This is a genomic window from Collinsella sp. CLA-ER-H7 (assembly GCF_040092345.1).
In the GTDB taxonomy this organism is placed as follows: Bacteria; Actinomycetota; Coriobacteriia; order Coriobacteriales; family Coriobacteriaceae; genus Collinsella.
On record NZ_JBBNLT010000006.1, the window covers coordinates 1 to 18,438 of the forward strand.

The 18,438-nt window shown below is 60.3% G+C and carries 16 protein-coding genes; 10 read left to right on the forward strand and 6 right to left on the reverse strand.

Going from position 1 to position 18,438, the window contains the following annotated elements; all coding sequences use genetic code 11:
- Nucleotides 1-220 precede the first annotated feature (220 nt).
- From AAAX75_RS04735 to AAAX75_RS04760, 6 genes are all read right to left on the reverse strand, one after another.
- The gene (locus tag AAAX75_RS04735; protein WP_161116021.1) at nucleotides 221-1,063 is read right to left on the reverse strand and encodes a Cof-type HAD-IIB family hydrolase; all 843 of its coding nucleotides are present in this window, start codon (nucleotides 1,061-1,063) and stop codon (nucleotides 221-223) included.
- 87 nt (nucleotides 1,064-1,150) lie between these two features.
- Nucleotides 1,151-2,569 carry a citrate synthase gene (locus tag AAAX75_RS04740; protein WP_349091263.1) on the reverse strand — a complete coding sequence of 473 codons (1,419 nt, stop codon included), beginning with the start codon at nucleotides 2,567-2,569 and terminating at the stop codon, nucleotides 1,151-1,153.
- A gap of 77 nt (nucleotides 2,570-2,646) precedes the next feature.
- A complete protein-coding gene (locus AAAX75_RS04745) occupies nucleotides 2,647-2,934 on the reverse strand; it encodes an ACT domain-containing protein (protein ID WP_006235289.1) in 288 nt (95 codons plus the stop codon).
- A gap of 396 nt (nucleotides 2,935-3,330) precedes the next feature.
- A complete protein-coding gene (locus AAAX75_RS04750) occupies nucleotides 3,331-4,038 on the reverse strand; it encodes a site-specific integrase (protein WP_255360342.1) in 708 nt (235 codons plus the stop codon).
- Nucleotides 4,039-4,056: 18 nt separating this feature from the next.
- Nucleotides 4,057-4,308 carry a helix-turn-helix transcriptional regulator gene (locus tag AAAX75_RS04755; RefSeq protein ID WP_006235292.1) on the reverse strand — a complete coding sequence of 84 codons (252 nt, stop codon included), beginning with the start codon at nucleotides 4,306-4,308 and terminating at the stop codon, nucleotides 4,057-4,059.
- 9 nt (nucleotides 4,309-4,317) lie between these two features.
- The gene (locus tag AAAX75_RS04760; RefSeq protein WP_006235293.1) at nucleotides 4,318-4,830 is read right to left on the reverse strand and encodes a DUF2975 domain-containing protein; all 513 of its coding nucleotides are present in this window, start codon (nucleotides 4,828-4,830) and stop codon (nucleotides 4,318-4,320) included.
- Nucleotides 4,831-5,335: 505 nt separating this feature from the next.
- On the opposite strand from AAAX75_RS04760, the gene AAAX75_RS04765 reads away from it, so the two are divergent.
- From AAAX75_RS04765 to AAAX75_RS04810, 10 genes are all read left to right on the forward strand, one after another.
- A complete protein-coding gene (locus AAAX75_RS04765) occupies nucleotides 5,336-7,189 on the forward strand; it encodes a hypothetical protein (protein ID WP_349091264.1) in 1,854 nt (617 codons plus the stop codon).
- A gap of 5 nt (nucleotides 7,190-7,194) precedes the next feature.
- On the forward strand, nucleotides 7,195-7,935 hold the full coding sequence (locus tag AAAX75_RS04770; protein WP_117769450.1) for an ABC transporter ATP-binding protein: 741 nt from the start codon (nucleotides 7,195-7,197) through the stop codon (nucleotides 7,933-7,935).
- Between the two features lie 279 nt (nucleotides 7,936-8,214).
- The gene (locus AAAX75_RS04775; RefSeq protein ID WP_349091265.1) at nucleotides 8,215-9,903 is read left to right on the forward strand and encodes an ABC transporter ATP-binding protein; all 1,689 of its coding nucleotides are present in this window, start codon (nucleotides 8,215-8,217) and stop codon (nucleotides 9,901-9,903) included.
- Nucleotide 9,904: 1 nt separating this feature from the next.
- Nucleotides 9,905-10,249, forward strand: a complete 345-nt coding sequence (locus AAAX75_RS04780) for a hypothetical protein (RefSeq protein WP_152067963.1) — start codon at nucleotides 9,905-9,907, stop codon at nucleotides 10,247-10,249.
- A 367-nt stretch (nucleotides 10,250-10,616) separates the two neighbouring features.
- The gene (gene rpmE / locus AAAX75_RS04785; RefSeq protein ID WP_006235303.1) at nucleotides 10,617-11,042 is read left to right on the forward strand and encodes a 50S ribosomal protein L31; all 426 of its coding nucleotides are present in this window, start codon (nucleotides 10,617-10,619) and stop codon (nucleotides 11,040-11,042) included.
- Nucleotides 11,043-11,349: 307 nt separating this feature from the next.
- Entirely contained in the window at nucleotides 11,350-14,157 is a 2,808-nt protein-coding gene (secA, locus tag AAAX75_RS04790; protein ID WP_349091266.1) for a preprotein translocase subunit SecA, read from the forward strand.
- The gene (gene prfB, locus AAAX75_RS04795) at nucleotides 14,157-15,305 is read left to right on the forward strand and encodes a peptide chain release factor 2 (RefSeq protein ID WP_349091267.1); all 1,149 of its coding nucleotides are present in this window, start codon (nucleotides 14,157-14,159) and stop codon (nucleotides 15,303-15,305) included. The genes secA and prfB overlap by 1 nt, the downstream gene beginning before the upstream one ends.
- Nucleotides 15,306-15,470: 165 nt before the next feature.
- The gene (locus AAAX75_RS04800) at nucleotides 15,471-16,361 is read left to right on the forward strand and encodes a YitT family protein (protein WP_138113002.1); all 891 of its coding nucleotides are present in this window, start codon (nucleotides 15,471-15,473) and stop codon (nucleotides 16,359-16,361) included.
- 207 nt (nucleotides 16,362-16,568) lie between these two features.
- Nucleotides 16,569-17,399 carry a transketolase gene (locus AAAX75_RS04805; RefSeq protein ID WP_035137416.1) on the forward strand — a complete coding sequence of 277 codons (831 nt, stop codon included), beginning with the start codon at nucleotides 16,569-16,571 and terminating at the stop codon, nucleotides 17,397-17,399.
- A 1-nt stretch (nucleotide 17,400) separates the two neighbouring features.
- Entirely contained in the window at nucleotides 17,401-18,342 is a 942-nt protein-coding gene (locus AAAX75_RS04810; RefSeq protein ID WP_117769460.1) for a transketolase family protein, read from the forward strand.
- Nucleotides 18,343-18,438: the final 96 nt, after the last annotated feature.

Below are 18,438 nucleotides of genomic sequence, written 5' to 3' on the forward strand. Positions count from 1 at the left end.
GGGAGCCCCTTCCATGAATGCGGCGTGGCCGCCGCGGCTGAATTAGACACTCACCATTGTCGGCCTAATCCGCGGTCTTTCATGCAGCAGGGGCTCTCAATGTTTTTATGTCCTGCTCATATCGTCTCTGCCGGCAGTGGGGGACAGTCCTTGCAGCTTTTTGCGAAGAGTGTCCCCAACGACTAGTCGTTTAAGAACGTCCCCAATGACTACCCAACGACTAAGCGAGGGCGGCCATGATGGTGCGGGCGACGCCGTCGTGGTCGTTGTCGTATTCGGTGATGGCGTCGGCGGCCTCGCGGTCTTCGGACTCGGCGTTGATCATGGCCATGCCGTGGCCCGCTGCCTGCAGCATGGGGATGTCGTTGATGTTGTCGCCGAACGCCCAGGCGTCGGCGAGACGCTCGCCCAGGTATTCGCATAGCCACGTGAGGGCCGTTCCCTTGGTGGCGCCCTCGCCCATGACCTCGATATTCATGGCGTACGAACGCGTGACCTCAATGCCTCCGAGCGTTTCGAGCTCCGCCGCGATGGCGTCGCGATCGGCCGGGTCGTGCCAGTACATGGCGATGCGTTCGAGCGTCTCGACCTCGTCGATCTTGCTGTCGATATCCATGTCGATCGGTGTTCGCGTACGCTTGAGCGAAGCCGCGATGTGGGGGTCGCCGCCGCAGAATTCGTCCAGGCGCGTGTAGAGCGAGCGGGGGAGGAAGCACCGCCCGTCCGCGAAGATATCGAAGGTGACGTCATGGCCGGCGGCAATGCTATGGATGCGGTGGGCGATGGCGCGGTCGAGCGGTCGGCTCAAAATGCGCGTGGCACGTGAGGCATCGGTGGGCGTACCGTCGTCGAGCTGCCAGACGCTGGCGCCGTTGGCGCAGACCGCGTAGTGTACGGCGGGATGGGCGAGGATGGGCTCAAAGATGCCCGACAGCGGACGCCCCGTGCAGGGCACAAACTCAATACCGCGGCGCGCAAGCTCGTCGAGCATTGCCCAGGTGGCGTCGCTCATCTGCTTATCGCTCGTCAGCAGCGTTCCGTCCATATCGGAAAACACAATCATTTGATGCAGCCCTTTCTACTGGCATAAAAAGCGTGGCCGAGGGCGGTGATGCCCTGGTCACGTTCGGGTTCTATAACGGTCCGCGTCTTAGCGATCGGCGAGTGGCTTGTACTCCAGCGGATCGATCACCGGACGGTATGCCGGGCGGATGATGCGATGCGCGCAGAAGAGCTCTTCCATGCGGTGCGCCGACCAGCCGGCCATGCGGGCGACGGCGAACAGCGGCGTAAAGAGCGTCTCGGGCACGCCGAGCATCTTGTAGATAAAGCCCGTGTACAGGTCGATGTTGGCGCAGATGGGCTTGGTCATGCCGTGATCACGCATTACTTGCGGGGCCAGGCGCTCGATACGCTCGATGAGCGCGAACTCCTCGCCCAGGTCCTTCTTGGCGGCAAGCGTGCGCGCGTAACGGCGGCACACCTCGGCACGCGGGTCGCTCAGCGTGTAGACGGCGTGGCCCATACCGTAGATGAGGCCCGTGCCGTCGAAGGCCTGCTTGTCGAGGATCTTGCCCAGGTAGGCTGCGATCTCGTCCTCGTCCTCCCAATTGGAAACATGCGCACGGATGTCCTCGTGCATGGACACGACCTTGGCGTTGGCGCCGCCGTGGCGCGGGCCCTTGAGCGAGCCGATAGCCGCGGCGTAGGCGGAATACGGGTCGGTGGCCGAGGAGGACAGCACACGGCAGGCGAACGTGGAGTTGTTGCCGCCGCCGTGCTCGGCATGCAGCATGAGCATCACGTCGAGCAGCATGGCTTCGTCGCGGGTGAATGCCATGCCGCCGCGGAGCACCTGCAGGATGGTCTCGGCGGTGGAGAGGCCGGGTGTGGGGTGCGGTACATGAACCTCGGAGCCGCGACGCTTGGCGACCGAGGCCATATGCGCGAAGGCGGCGATGCGGGGGAGACGGGCGAGCATGGAGATGGCGACGTCGATTTCGTGCTCGGGTGTAATGGCGTCGGGCTCGGCGTCGAAGGCGTAGAGCAGCAGCACGGCGCGCTGAAGCACATTCATGATGCTCGACGACACCGTGGTCATGGGGAACTCTTTAACGTACTCGTCGCTCAGATGTCTAAAGGCACCTAGGCGCTCGCAGAAGCCGTCGAGCTCTTCCTTGTTGGGCAGCGAACCCGTGATAAGCAGATAGGCGACTTCTTCGTAGCCGTAGCGATTCTCGGCCTGGGCATTGTTGACCAGATCCTCGATGCTGTAGCCGCGAAGCGTGAGCTTGCCCTGATCGGGCACGACCTTTCCGTCGACCTTGTTGTAGCCGTGCACATCCGAGATACGAGTGAGGCCCGCGACCACGCCCGAGCCGTCGGCATTGCGCAGGCCGCGCTTGACATTGTGCTCGACAAACAGGTCCTCGTCATAAGGGTCGGTCGGCAGGCCGTGGTAGAGGCTTTCGCTCTCAGACGAAATCTGGCGGCTTGCTTCGTAATCCAGAACCAGTCGGCTCAAGTGGTCATCGAAGCGGTAATAGATTTTCTTGGCGTCGTAGGCCATGCGCGCTCCTCTCCGGGCCGCATCGGGGTGGCTTGCATGGGCATGCGCGCGTCAGGCTATCCCCAGCGGCTTGCTCGCTACAGGCGGTACATAAAGTTAAAGACGTCCTCGCGCTGGATGGACACGTTGACGCCCGAAAGCTCGCCGGCCTCGGCCAGGGCCTTCTGCAGCTCAGCGAAGTCGAGCTTGGACTCGGCGGTATCGGCCAGCATGGTCATGGTGAAGATGTCCTCGATAATGGACTGCGTGATGTCGCGGATGTCGACGTTGGCCTCGCCCAGGACGCGGGTGACGCCGGCGACGATGCCGGGGCGGTTCTTGCCAAGGACGGTGATGACGATACGGGAGGACGAGATCTCGGCCATGGGAAACCCTTTCGCGTGATTGCGGCGCGCGCGGGGCGCTCCGCTACGGTACAGTGTTCATCATTGTACCTGTCTGGCGCAAAAAAGGCGCGCTCGCTGCGGCGTTACATGCCTGCAACATGAGCGTAAGGGGGAAGGCCGTACGGGGAAGAGCCGTCTGGCGCGTGTCCGGCTCGTGTTGGGTTGATTTCCGATCTCAGCCGAACACATTGAGCGGACAGGCCGTTCCCGCAGTCAGCCGAACGCCTCCGACGGCTGATTCCGAACTGGAAGCGGAGGGCATCCCCGCCCTTCGGTAGGGGATACCGCTCCGCGGCGCATGCCGCGGGCGGCGCCCCTATCGGACCACCGTGACCTCAGTTGGGATGGGCCCAGCACTGCCGCGTACTCGGTGAGCTAGAGCCAACTGTTCGTCTTCACGTCGCGTATGGCGATATTTCGGTCGTCCGGCTCGGTGATGCCGTAGCCGAACGCCTGGAGCGTCTCGATGGACTCCTGGATCCTCTGTTGGAACATGGGACCCGGATCGACCCTCGGCCCGAGGTGCCCGCGCCAAAGGCACGGCGTGGCGCGCAGCATGTTATGGATTTTGGAGATGGGCTCGATGTCGGCGTAGACGTTGAGCGTCGCCATGGCGTCCTTGTGGCCGAGGATCGATTGGAGCGCCTTGATATCGCCGCCTTGGCGGATCCACTGCGTTGCGAACGTGTGGCGAAGGCCGTGGAACGTGATCAGCTCGTCGTTGGTGCCCATGAGGCCGTTGGTCTCCGAGAACGTCTTGAACGCCCTGCGGATATAGCTTGTCGTCGCGAAGGTCGCGCCCGGCTCCGACAGGATGTAGCAGTCCCCGATCTCGACCGCCCCGGTAAGGCCGCGCAAGCGCAGCTTTCCGCAGTCGATCTCGTGGGTCTCCTTCAGGAAGGGGAGTAGGCCGACCGGGTCGATGGGGATACCCCTGGCGTCATGGGTCTTGGTGTCCTTGATGAACGAACCCATTCCCTTCGCGTACGCCACCGAGTGTCTGATCGAGATCAGGCCCGTCTCGAAATCCACATCGCACCACCGAAGGCCGCAGACCTCGCCGATTCGCATCCCCGTGTGCAGGGCGAGTACGACCGCCCTCTAATCCTCGGCGGACCAATCGAGTCCGAACTCCTTTCGGGCATCCTCTTCGCTCATGACTTCGAGAAGGTCTCCGGGTTGGCAACGAAGGGCGAGGCATAGCTGCTCGAGTGTGTTGAAGCGAATGCCGCGAATATGCCCTTTTTTAATACGGGACAGGTTCACGGGCGTGGTTCCAATCCTTTCGGCAAGTTCGTTCGAGGAAATCTTTCGCTCGGCCATGATCTTGTCGAGGCGAACAATTACGGGCATGGCGTTTCCTTACGCAATCTCGTCGGAGTCGAGGTACAGCTCTCGGGCGTACAAGAAGAGCTGGGAAAGCATGAACAGGACGATGCCGAGAACCAGAGAGGTCCAATCGAATGATGAAGCGATCTCTTGGGCGCCGACGGCCCCCTCGCCGCCAAACATCGAAACGGAGGTTTTGAGTGAGCCGGCGTAGAGGCTGGTGGCAGCTTGAACAACGAAGAGAATGCCGAGCACCTTCAAGCATGTCGCAGACCCTTTCTTGAAGGGGTCTCCGCTCTTGATCGTCCACACGAGAACGGCGCTGAGGATGGTCGTAGCGATACCGATGACGGCAGGGACCAATGTCGAGATCGCAAGGGCTGGATACGCGGGGGAGTCTGCAATTACAGGGTTGTCGAGCACTTCGATTGCTGGCTTTAAGGAGAACGCCACTTGTGCGATGGCGGTGGCGCAAAGGGTCGCAGAGGCTATCGCACATGCGATGCGGAAGGAATGAAGCCGGGGAGTGCGATTGTCGGAACTCATAATAACCTCCGAAGAATTTAAAAAACTCAGGTTACTTTTTAACAGTTTATATTAAATTGACTTTGCCGGCAAGTAATAAGGGCCGAGCATTTTGTTCGGCCCCTCTGTTCCGACTGGATGAGGTTAAGGTTGGCGATGAATATGCTCAAAATCTCGAAGGCGATCTTTAGGTCGCTTCTCTCCTCCAGGTCGCTCTGTGTTGTCGTTGTTGCGTTGATGGTTCTTTGTGCTCTGCCCGTCTTCAGGAGCGCGGCTGGCATCGACGGACGGGTCGAATACCTCGAGTCGGGAATAACCCGTGTTGAGCAGGAATTGTCAGCATCCTATGCGGATGCGCTTGTGAATGCGGGGGAGGACGGTGTCTATACCTCTTCATCAAGCATGCCCGCGCTTCTGTACCCTCTTGCCGCGGGACGTCTTATCTTGGCACCGCTCTCTCCCCCTACTTCCGTTTCTGCAGATATCGGATGGAGAGTACACCTATTATGACGGATCGAAGGAGTACTTGCTATGGGTCGCAACGGCCGTTGCCGTCTCGTTCCTTGCCGCGCGTCTTAACAAACGTGAAAAGCTCATCATCCAGGCACCGATGGGCGAGCTGGGTAGACTTGTTGCATCGAGCGTATGGGCGAGTGTTTTTGCAATGCTTGCCGTCCTCGCCATCAATCTTCCAGGGATAATCGCCGCGCTTGTGAAGAATGGCCCGGGCTCGCCGTTCTATCCGATAGGCTACATTCAATATGCGACTCCGGTTATCAAACCGGCTTGGCTGGTGTTCGCGCAGACGGCCATCTTGCAATTCTTGGTGGCAGCGTTCATCTCGCTTGTCGTTCACCTTGCCGTGAAGATTGCCAATAACCCTACGCTTGGAATCGTGTTCGTATGTGCCCTGATGGGGGTGACGATGGTTCCCGGGTATTACGGAAGATCCATCGCTTTACGTGAGTTCGCCCTGTTGAATCCCCTTACGTATGCGAACACTGAGTTGACCGTCGGCGCCTATAGCCCGTACCCGACAACGCAGATAGTGAATCTGCCTGGACTTTGCTTCGAGCGTGGCGCGATTGCCCTCGTATGCGCAATCGGGATCGAGGTGCTGGCAATTAGCCTGCTTTGCGTTGCTGGAAAGAGCGGCTGCGCGTGCCCGATATCCCCGATTTGTCTTGAGAGAGGTTCCTTCACTGCATCGAGAACGGCAACTCGTTCGAGCGCTTGTGCCTCCGCCGTTGCATACGTAAGAACGATGGGGAAACTGCTCCTGCGTTCTCCTACCCTCGCCGTATGCGCGATTGCAATGTCGACGACGATGCTGGCCCCGGCTCTGGTCGAGATGTTTCCTGACGCTGATAACGTTTCCGCTGTTCGGTATAGGGATGGGGAGCTCCGTTCAATAGATCGGTATCTAGAGCAGAACGCTGCGAATATGGACGTCGAGGGCAAAGCGGCCCTGGAAGACATGCGGGATGCTCTTTCGGGTTTCGTGTACGCGCCTATGCCTGCGGAGGGGTTTCGAAGCCTTGCGACGTACGAGCGCGCTCGAGGTGAGCTGGGCGCGGCAGATGCGACTCTCCTGCAATCGATCGGAATCGAGCCGGAGACTCCTTCTCGTGCGGAGGCGCGCGCCCTTCTGCTTGAGTCGATCGCGAGCTTGCCGGACCCCAAGGTTTACGAGTTAAGTACGAAGATGCCCCCATTAATCCTCCTTTCGTATCTCCAGGCAGCGCTTCCCTCCTTATTTTTGCTGTTGCCCGTGGTTGTCGCATCGCTCGCGTGCACCCACCTGCAGTGTCGTTCCCTTCTGGTTCTCCAGATCCCCGCAACAGCGCATGTGCGTTTTCTGACGGCTGTTGCGCTGGCTCTCCTGCTTGGCTTGGTGCTGCTTTTGGTGTCGATGGTTCCCGCTGTCGTTGTGTCCGTGATTAAGAACGGTGCGGGTGGATCGGAGTATCCCGTCGCTCTCATTCGGGCGGGAGCTTCGACAACGTCCATGGTGGGGGAGGCGGTGTTGTGCAGTATTCCGTTGCTGGTCATGGCATACGGCGTGATTTCCGTCGTCGCTGCGTTGACAGCAGCGATTAGCCGCAACCCCGTTGTCACCGGAATGGTTTGCGCGGTTCTCTTGGTGTTGGGTTCGTTGAGCGCTCATGTTGAAAGCGTGGGCATGGGCGTCGCGCTGCTGGCTCCATTCGCCTCGTTTGATCCCGCTTCCCAGGTGGGGACGATTGGGTTCCTTGGGCGAGGGACGAACGCGATGCCTTTTGGAGAGGTCGTCGGCGCATCGGGCGCTCTGCTGGTGGTCTTGGGCGCCGTATCTCCGTTGATGGTGCGCCTGAGTGTTCCAAAGATCGAAAGGGGATGATCTCGATGATTGACCTTCAAACGCTGACGATCTCTTATGGAAAGAAGGTGCTCGTAGATTCGGTGAACGCTGAGTTTGCCCCGGGTACGGTCTACGGTCTCGTCGCTCCGAACGGGCATGGAAAGACGACGTTGCTGCGTGCGATGGCAGGTTTGCCGGGTCCTCGCGTGGACGGGAGCATCGTTCTGGATGAGGTGCAGGGTACGGGTGCGAGAGAGGTCCGTTCTATGATCTTCTATGCACCTGGTGAGGGGACGCTGCTGTATCCCGGATTGCGTGCGGAAGATCACCTCAAGATGGTTTGCGATATGTGGCCGCATGCTCGCGATATCGAAGAGATAGTGGAACAAACGCAGATAGGCGAGTTCGCGAAGATGAGGATCCGCACTCTGAGCCAGGGCATGAAGCAGCAGCTTACCCTGGCGATTGCGTATGCGACGGGCGCGCGGTACCTTCTATTAGATGAGCCCATGAACGCGCTCGACCCCAGCAGGGTGGACTTGCATTCCGAGATTCTCAGGAAGCTGGCCGATTCTGGTACGTGCATCATCATGTCATCCCACATCTTGGATTCGGTCGATAGGCTGTGCGATGAGATTCTGTTTTTGAAGGATGGGAGGCTCATTAGAAGCATTCCGCAAGATGATGCTGCGCCGAAGTCTCCTGGATCCCATTTCGCAAAGCCTGCCGGACGCGCCGAGGGTGCGCTAAGCACGTATCGGCGACTCTACGAAAAGGGCGGGTAGAAATGCAAGTTAAAAATCTATGTGGTCAATATAATACCGTTGAACCCGCGTATCGATACCGCTCAGCCATTCGCCTCGCCCCCGTCGCACGCATCTTCATCCGGTCTGTTACTTTTGGCATAACAATTCTTTGAGGAACGTAGGTGCTTCCAAATGTACTGTCGACTTCTTCTCAAACTAATCCTAAGAGACAAGGCCGTATGGATTTGTACGCTCGTTCTCGCTGCAGCCTTTTCCGTCCCCATTGCGTTCAATTCACCCATCTACGGGCCCTTCTTTATGAAGCAGGGCATGCAGAGCTTTGTCGACGCATTCAATACGCGCGCGCCCCAGGCCAGCGGCACAGACCTATCTCCAGAGCAGCAAGATGACGCGGAGCTTGCAAGATACGCGAACGCCGCCCTCGCCGCTCAAACCGACGCCGCCTTTCTCGATTCTGCCGAGAGCTACTACGCGCTCATGGGCGAAGGCTTCCAATCCGGGTCCATCGTGGGAGACCGAGAGACCAATGACGCAGACCTCGCGTATTGCCGCGCTCTGAGCAGCTCCGGCATCACGGATATCCCGGCCTCCGCAAACGACCTGCCATTCCTTTCCTTCCTGCCTTACGCCATTGCCACGGCGCCGTCTTTCCTTCCCTTCATCCCCTTCCTTCTCTCGTCGATACTCGTGCTCGGCGCCACAAGGCCTGCGACCCTGGCGGCAAAGGCACCCGTGCCCAAATTCCGGCGCCTTATCCAGATCGTGTTTTCGATAATCGCCGCGGGGACCGCGATGCTCCTCGCCGGCCTTGCACCCGGGGGCATTTACGCCTTGGCCCTAAACGGCTTCGGGCAAATTGGGTACCCGATCGTCTTCTTCCATGACGGCGCGCTTGCCACCACGACTGCGGGAAACGTCTTCACGACCCTGCTTCTCGCGCTGCTTGCGGGCGGAACCTTGATATCCGTTTGCTCCGCCGTCCTATCGACCGCAACGAGGCGCGTCCTCGCGGGCCCCCTTGCCTCCGCGCTGCTTGTCGCGGCCCCGGCATTCCCGCTATTGTCCGATTCGGCACTAGGGCATAATGCCGTGCTCGGGCTCCTGCCGCTGCCCGTGTTCTCGCCTATCGAGGCAACGGGTTACGTGGGATGCTTCCCGACGGAATTCATTGGCTCCGGTTCAGGCAGCGCATCGATGCTTGCCGTGGCCCTGGCATACGTCTCGGTCTTTTTTGCGGTCGGCGCCGTTGCGGCACGTTCGCCCAAACAGCCTGGACCCGCGAAAAGGCACCATGGGCTCGAGCTTCTGGACGCGAGCGTGGGATACGGGAGCACGACGATACTTTCAATCGGGTCGCTTTTCCTGAGCCCGGGAACGGCGGCGGGCCTCGTTGCTCCCAACGGCTCGGGGAAAACCACCCTTCTTGAAGCGCTGTCGGGCCAATTTCCCACCCGCATCCGCTCGGGAAGCCTGGCGGCAGACGGAATCAGCCAACGTCGATCAGCCGAATTTGCAGAACTCGTCTACCTGAGCTCTTCGGGCGGCGCGGATCTCTATCCCACGCTATCGGCCATCGAGCACCTTGCTTTCGTTAGGGAGGCGTGGAAATCGGCCGCCGACATCGACTCGCTCTGCAGCTCCCTCGGAATCTCCTCATATCTCGACAAGCCGACCCGTAAACTCTCGACAGGAATGAAGCAGCAGGTAAAGCTTGCCATGGCGATATCGACCGGTTGCCCGTACCTCATCCTCGATGAACCGCTGAACGGCCTCGATCCGGGAAAGCGGAAAACCTCCTGCGACGCGATGCGCAGCGAGGTGGCGCGGGGACGCAGCGTGCTCATTTCAAGCCATCTGCTCGACGACCTGGCAGACCTCACCAACTCGTTCTACTTCATCGAGGCCGGCACGCTCGTGGAAAAGATCAAGTCGTCCTCGCAGACGCTCAAGCAGGAATACCTCGATACATACGAGCGAGGTGAATGACATGAAACTATTTGAACAGCTGAAGTCCAATGCGTCGCGCATGGCTGTCTACGCCATCCTCGTGGCAACGGCTTTATGCGGAATCGCGGCACCCGTCTATGCGCTCAACGGGGAGAAAGGCGATGTCGAACCCGCGTACATGGCTTCGACGGTTAAGGACCGGTACAAAGCCTTCTCTGGAGACGCGTTTTACGTAGCAGAGTACGACACGACCTACCGTCAGCTTCGCTACAACAAGGGCTACGACTATCTAGGCGCAGAGGCAATCAGCTATACGTCGGGTTGGTACCGCTCCAACTATGGACACATAACCCAGTTCAAGTGTAACTACCGTGTGTACAACTAAAGCAACCGGCCGGGACGAGGGGTGACGCAAAAGCGTCGCCCCTCGTTTTTAACCATGTCAACTGAACCTAGTTCAGTTTGGTTGATTTCCGATCTCAGCCGAACACATTGAGCGGAAAGGCCGTTCCCGCAGTCAGTCGAACGTCCCCGGGGCCCTTCTCAGGCCCCGGGGACGGCATTTTCCCAGTTGAAGGAACGGTGGAGATGTGTTTCGATGGGTCAGATTCGTGTCGTTCCGAAAAGACCGTGAACCTTTTGTGGGACACGCGGCGCCGTGGTACCATAGCCGAGTTTGTTGTCTTGGTCGGAAACCAAGACGCCTTATGCGCTGATCGGTAACCAGCGCCTGACCAATAAGGAGTCCTACCATGAAGCAGGGTATCCATCCCCAGTATGTCGAGTGCACGGTGACGTGCTCCTGCGGCAACACCTTCAAGACGCACGCTACCGTGTCCGAGATGAAGGTCGAGCTTTGCAACGAGTGCCACCCGTTCTACACCGGCCAGCAGAAGTTCGTCGACACCGGTGGACGCGTCCAGCGCTTCGCCGACAAGTTCGGTGGCGCCGCTGCCGCCCAGCTCAAGAAGGCTGAGGAGGCCAAGGCCGCCAAGGCCGCCAAGGCTGCTGAGGCCGAGGCCGCTCGCAAGGCCGCCGCTGAGGCTAAGGCTGCCGAGAAGGCTAAGCGTGCCGCTAAGTTCGCCGAGGAGGCTGCCAAGCAGGCCGCCGAGGCTCCCGCAGAGGCTCCCGTCGAGGAGGCCGCTGCCGAGGCCGAGACCACCGAGGCTGCTGAGTAAATAGCTCGCCGCGGAATCGCTCGCATTCATGGCATGAGGGCCGTGCATCCATTTGGGTGCACGGCCCTTTTCTTTTTGATTAGTGCAAACTAACCTGTCCCCATGGCACCACATGGCGGAGAGGCGGCGTTTGCCCAGATAAACCCTCCAAAATTAACCTGTTCCATTGTGGCAGGTTGGTCGTAGTTATTACGTGGCGGCCGAGGTCGACCGTATAGGCCGCGCCTTGTTTGGCTAAAGTACAATCATCTGTGTTTAACTCGCCCGCAGCTGCACGGCGTGGGCGATGGCCAAAAAGGAAAACCACATGGGATTCATGTCAAAGCTGCTGTCCTTTGGATCCGATAAGGACCTTAAGCGCTACTACAAGATCGTCGACCAGATCAACGGTCTTGAGCCCCAGTTTGAGAAGATGACCGAGGAGGAACTCCGCGCCCAGACCGATAAGTTCCGCGAGCGTTACGCCAACGGCGAGTCGCTCGACGACATGCTTCCCGAGGCCTTTGCCACCGTGCGCGAGGCTTCCAAGCGCATCACGGGCATGCGCCACTTTGACGTACAGCTCATCGGCGCCATGGCGCTTCATGAGGGTCATATTGCCGAGATGAAGACCGGCGAGGGCAAGACGCTCGTCTCCACCTTGTCCGGCTACCTCAACGCTATCGCCGGCAAGGGCGTGCATGTCGTTACCGTCAACGATTACCTGGCAAAGCGCGACTCCGAGTGGATGGGCCGCATCTACAAGTACCTGGGCATGACCGTCGGTCTGCTCCAGAACAACATGCCGCTCGAGCTCAAGCGTCCGGCCTACCAGGCAGACGTCACCTATGGCACCAACTCCGAGTTCGGTTTCGACTACCTGCGCGACAACATGGTCACCCGTCCCGAGCAGCGCGTGCAGCGCGGTCACAACTACGCCATCGTCGACGAGGTCGACTCCATCCTGATCGATGAGGCCAGGACGCCGCTCATTATCTCGGGCGCCGGCACTAAGTCCGCCAGCACCTACAAGGACTTCGCGCGCGCCGTGCGCGGCCTGGAGCGCGGTGAGGACGTGTCGCACGACATGCTCACCGCCACCGAGGACGTTGAACCCACGGGCGACTACGTCATGGACGAGGCCAAGCACACCATCGCCGCCACCGAGCGCGGTCTTAAGAAGATCGAGCGCCGCCTGGGTATCGATGACATCTATGCCGATCTCTCCGGCCAGCTGGTCAACCACCTGCAGCAGGCGCTGAAGGCCCAGTACATGTTCCACCGCGATAAGCAGTACGTGGTCACCAACGGCGAGGTCAAGATCGTCGACGAGTTCACCGGCCGCATCATGGAGGGCCGCCGCTATTCTGAGGGCCTGCACCAGGCCATCGAGGCCAAAGAGGGCGTGCTCGTACGCGAGGAGAACCAGACCCTGGCCACCATCACCCTGCAGAACTACTTCCGTCTGTATGACAAGCTTTCCGGTATGACCGGCACGGCACTTACCGAGGATGCCGAGTTCCGCGAGATCTACAAGCTGCCCGTCGAGGTCATCCCCTCCAACAAGCCAGTGCAGCGCGTGGACCACGAGGACCTGGTGTACCGCACCATTCAGGCCAAGTACAACGCCGTTGCCGACGACGTCGAGCGTCGTCACGCCAAGGGCCAACCGGTCCTGGTGGGCACCGTCTCCATCGAGAGCTCCGAGAAGCTGTCCGCCGCCCTTACCAAGCGCGGCATCGCACACGAGGTCCTCAACGCCAAGCATCACGAGCGCGAGGCCCATATCGTTGCCCAGGCCGGACGCTACGGCGCCGTGACCATCGCTACTAACATGGCCGGTCGTGGTACCGACATCCTGCTGGGCGGCAACCCCGACGAGCTGGTGCGCGAGCGCCTGGAGTACGAGGGCCTGACCATGGAGGACGTGACGCCCGAGCAGCTCGAGCAGTTTAACGCCGAGGCCAAGGAGACTTGCAAGGCCGAGCGCGAGCGCGTGCTTGCCGCCGGCGGCCTGACCGTTATCGGTACCGAGCGCCATGAGTCCCGCCGTATCGACAACCAGCTGCGTGGCCGTTCCGGCCGTCAGGGCGATCCGGGCGAGACCCAGTTCTACTTGTCGCTCGAGGACGACCTTATGCGCCTGTTCGGTGGCGACAAGATGGACCGCGTCTCTAAGATGATGGTCACGGCCGACATGGGCGACGACATGCCCATCCAGCACAAGATCATCTCCAAGGCCGTCGAGAGCGCCCAGCACAAGGTCGAGAGCATCAACTTCTCCATGCGTAAGAGCGTCCTTGAGTACGACGACGTCATGAACAAGCAGCGCCAGGTCATCTACGCCGAGCGCAATAAGATTCTGGACGGCAAGGACCTGACCGACCACATCACCGAGGTCATGCACGATACCGTCTACCGTTGCGTGCAGGAGTTCTGCACCAAGGACAGTCACGATGGTGAGCGCGACCTGGAGGGCCTGCGCAAGTGGGTTGTGGAGCTCACCGGCCACATCGATACGCCGAAGTTCCCCGACGAGGACTTTGAAGCCCTGGCTGCCGATGTCTTGGCCTATGTTGAGAAGTGCTACAACATGAAGGCCGAGCGTCTGGGCGAGGACCTGATGCGCGAGCTCAACACCCAGGTCATGCTGCGCGTCATCGATACCCGCTGGATGAACTACCTGCAGGAGATGGACTACCTCAAGACCGGCATCGGCCTGCGCGGCTTTGGCCAGCGCGACCCGCTGGTTGAGTACAAGACCGAGGCCTACGGCGCGTTCCAGATACTCGTCGATACCATGTATGAGGATTACCTGCGCACGGTTCTGCGCATCGAGATCAAGGCTGCCCCGCGTGCCGTGGAGCACAAGGAGGAGCCCGCGCTCGAGGGTGCGCGCTTCTCCGGTCCTGCCGAGGTCGATGGTGACAATGGCGACTCGGTGCTGCGCAAGCAGGCGCAGGTGCAGGCCCGCACGGCTGTCCAGGGTGGTCCGGCTGCCGTCAACAACGGTGGCAAGGTGACCACCTATCGCAAGTCCGAGAGCGACGATCCGTACGTCAACGTGGGCCGCAACGACCCGTGCCCCTGCGGTAGCGGCAAGAAGTTTAAGTACTGCCACGGCAGGAATCGTTAATGGCTGAGGCTTTAGAGGTAACGCCCGCCGAGCTGGACGCGTTCGCGGACCGGCTCGGCGAGGTCGAGTCGTATCTCCACCTGGACGAAAAGCGCACGCGCGTGACCGAGCTCGAGGCCAAAAGTGTTGCCCCTGGCTTTTGGGATGACGCCGACGCCGCCCGTGCCACCATGGAGGAGATCGCGCGTACCAAGGAAGATATCGCTGCCGTGGACACCGCGCGCGGCGAGCTTTCCGATGCCCGCGCCGCGCTGGAGCTTGCCGAGGAGATGGGGGATGACCCCGACGCCGTCGCCCTTCGCGAGGAGGCTACAGCCACGGCTGAGCGCCTGGCCCGGGCCATCGATGAGCTTGAGCTTTCGAGCTGGTTTACCGGTGAGTTCGATCACGGCGATGCCATTGTGACCATCAAGCCCGGACAGGGTGGTCTGGAGGCCCAGGACTGGACCTTCATGCTCTTTAAGATGTACATGAAGTACTGCCAGCGTCGCGGCTGGAAGGTCACCATCAACGACTGTCCCGCAGCCGAGGTCATCGGCATCGACCGCGCGACCTTTACCGTCGAGGGCAAGGACGCATTTGGCATGCTGCGCGCCGAGGCCGGCGTCCACCGCTTGGTTCGCATTAGCCCCACCGACGACAAGAAGCGCCGCCAGACCACGTTTGCCGGCGTCGAGGTCATCCCCGTGCTACCCGATGATATCGACATCGAGATCAGTCCCGATGACATCCGCGTGGACGTGTACCACGCGAGCGGCCCGGGCGGTCAGGGCGTCAACACCACCGACTCCGCCGTGCGCGTGACGCATTTCCCCAGCGGCACTGTGGTCACCTGCCAAAACGAGCGCAGCCAGATCCAGAACAAGGCCGCGTGCATGCAGATCCTCAAGGCTCGCCTGTACGAGATTGAGCTCGAGAAGCGTGCCGAGGCGCTCGATGAGATTCGCGGACCCAAGACCACGATTGGTTTTGGCAACCAGATCCGCAGCTACGTGCTCTACCCGTACCAGATGGTCAAGGACCTACGCACGGGCGTGGAGACCAGCAATGTCGAGGCCGTTCTTGACGATGGCGACCTGGACCCGTTTGTTATTGGCTACCATCGCTGGGCCACCGGCAACGCCGATGCAGAAGGCTCGGAGGTCTAAAACATCGGGCGGCTTCAAGCCGATGCCAAGCCCAACGGTTGGACGGGTTTGTATCCAGAATAAACCCTGCGCAGGGGTGGTTTTTGTTCGGCGAATCGTTAGAATCGAATACAAGAAGAAGTTCAAAGCGCATCCGTTTGGGTGCGCTTTTTTGAGGGAGGCAGCATGGCATATCGTCTGGACATCAAGCGCATTCTTTCGATGAACTTCTTTCACGATCTGCCCCAGATCATGTTGGGGTGCGCTCTGGCCGCTATTGCGACCGACCTGTTTTTGATTCCCAACGGCCTTGCTGCCGGTGGCGTTACGGGCCTTGCCACCATTATCCAGGCGGTCGGCGCGACGCGAGGCGTGTCGCTTCCCGTCGGTATCCAGACCATCGTGATGAATGCCTTGCTGCTACTGGTCGTTATGCGCGAGGGCGGCATGTTCTACGTGGTGCAGACCGCGACGGGCTTTGTGCTGCTGGGCTTCTTTACCGATCTGTTCGCCCCGTTTGTAGCACCTCTGGCGGATGCGGACCTGATGCTTCCCGCTATGTGGGGCGGCATTATTACGGGCATCGGTTACGGCATGGTGTTGCGCGCCGGCGCCAACACCGGCGGTTCGGACACGATTGGCCAAATCATATCGCGTAATACCTCGCTGCCCGTGGGCTCGACCGTCATGGCGATCGATGTTGCCGTATGCGCGCTGTCGGCTCCGGTCTTTTCAATCGAAAACGCACTATATGCAGGCCTTTCGATGGTCATTAGCGGCTACGTGATCGATGCCGTGGTCGATGGTGGCAACAAACGCCGTATGGTACTCATCATCTCGGACAAGTTCCCTGATATCGCTGCTGATATCATGTATGGTCTGGGTCGTGGTTGTACCAAGTTTAAGGCGACTGGCATGTATTCGGGTGCCGAGAAGCCGGTGATTATGGTCATCGTGAGCCGTCGAGAGCTCAATACCCTCAAGACCATCGTGCGCGAGCGCGATCCTCACGCCATTGTGACGGTCGCTGACGTTACGGAAGCCTTCGGCGAGGGATTCAAGGACATTAGCGCGTAGGGTCGACCACGTTCCATCCAAAAGACGTTCACATTGATAAACCGTTTCATCAGCGGTTCTGCCTGCTAAATTGTTCAAATAATGATAAAAACTCTGGTAAAGCCATCAGTTTCCAGCATAATGAATGACGTACGTGCATTGCGGCTGTGTTGGGATTACCTTCGGTGCCGTGCGCATTTTGTCTAATGAGGATGAAAGGAAGGCACAATGAGCGACGAAGAGCTCAAAAAGGTTGCCAACGAGGTAAGGAAGGGCATCGTCACCGGCGTGCACGCTGCCAAGTCCGGCCATCCGGGCGGTTCGCTCGGCGCTGCCGACATCATGACCTATCTGTACTTTGAGGAAATGAACGTCGACCCGGCCGATCCCCGCAAGGCCGACCGCGATCGTTTTGTGCTCTCCAAGGGCCATTGCGCTCCGGGCCTGTACGCCGTGCTCGCCGAGCGTGGGTTCTTCCCCAAGGAGGACCTCGAGACGCTGCGCCATATCGGCAGCCACCTGCAGGGCCACCCCAACATGAACGACACCCCGGGCGTCGACATGTCCACCGGCTCGCTCGGCCAGGGCATTTCCGCCGCCGTGGGCATGGCCGTTGCCGCCAAGCACTGGGGCGATACTTATCGCACGTACGCCCTGCTGGGCGATGGCGAGAGTGAGGAGGGCCAGGTCTGGGAGGCCGCCATGTTTGCTGGCAACCAGCAGCTCGACAACCTCTGCGTGATCGTCGACCACAACGGCCTGCAGATCGACGGTCCCGTCGAGGAGGTCAACGACCCCATGCCGCTCGCCGACAAGTTCCGCGCCTTTAAGTTCCACGTGGTGGAGCTCGCCGACGGCAACGACTTCGACCAGATCCGCGCCGCCTTTGCCGAGGCTCGCGCCACCAAGGGGCAGCCGACCGCCATTATCGCCGAGACCCTGAAGGGCAAGGGCGTGTCCTTTATGGAGAACCAGGTTGGTTGGCACGGCAAGGCCCCCAACGATGAACAGTTTGAGCAGGCCATGGCAGAGCTCACGGCCGCCGGAGAGGAGCTCTAGGATGGCAGACGTCAAAAAAATCGCCACGCGCGTAAGCTACGGCGAGGCCCTCGTCGAGCTCGCCAACGAGCACGATGACTTTGTGGTCCTCGACGCCGACCTGGCCGCCGCCACGCAGACCGGCAAGTTCAAGGCCGCCTGCCCCGACCGCTTCTTCGACGTGGGTATCGCCGAGAGCAACCTGATGGGCGTCGCCGCCGGTATCGCGACCACCGGCCGCGTTGCCTTCGCGAGCACCTTTGCCATGTTCGCAGCCGGCCGCGCTTTTGAGCAGGTCCGTAACTCCATCGGCTACCCGCACCTCAACGTTAAGATTGGTGCCACGCACGCCGGTATCTCGGTGGGCGAGGATGGTGCCACGCACCAGTGCTGCGAGGATATCGCCCTCATGCGCGTCATCCCCGGCATGACTGTGATCGTTCCTGCCGACGACGTCGAGGCCCGCGCCGTGACGCGCGCCGCCTACGAGTGCGACGGTCCGGTGTACATGCGCTTCGCTCGTTTGGCCTCGCCGGTTATCAACGACCCCGAGACCTACAACTTCGAGTTGGGTAAGGGCATTGTCATGCGCGAGGGCGCCGACGTCACCATCATCGCCTGCGGCCTGATGGTCGGCGAGGCTCTCGAGGCCGCCGAGCAGCTCGCTGCCGAGGGCATCGACGCCGAGGTCATCAACATGCACACCATCAAGCCCATCGATGCCGACCTGATCGTCAAGAGCGCCACTAAGACCGGCCACGTCGTGACCGTCGAGGAGCATTCTGTAATCGGTGGCCTGGGCAGCGCCGTTGCCGACGTCCTGTGCGAGCAGTGCCCGACGCCCCTCAAGAAGATCGGCGTCAACGACACCTTTGGCGAGTCTGGCCCGGGTGCCGAGCTCTTGCACAAGTATGGCCTGGACGCCGCCAACATCGTGGCGACCACCAAGGAGTTCTTGGCATAAGGCAAGGCGGATCTCAAGGACTGCTTCGCCAGAACTATAAAACTGTTTCGCCAGTACTATGGAAACCCGGCAGGGGCGCTCTCTTGGAGAGCGCCC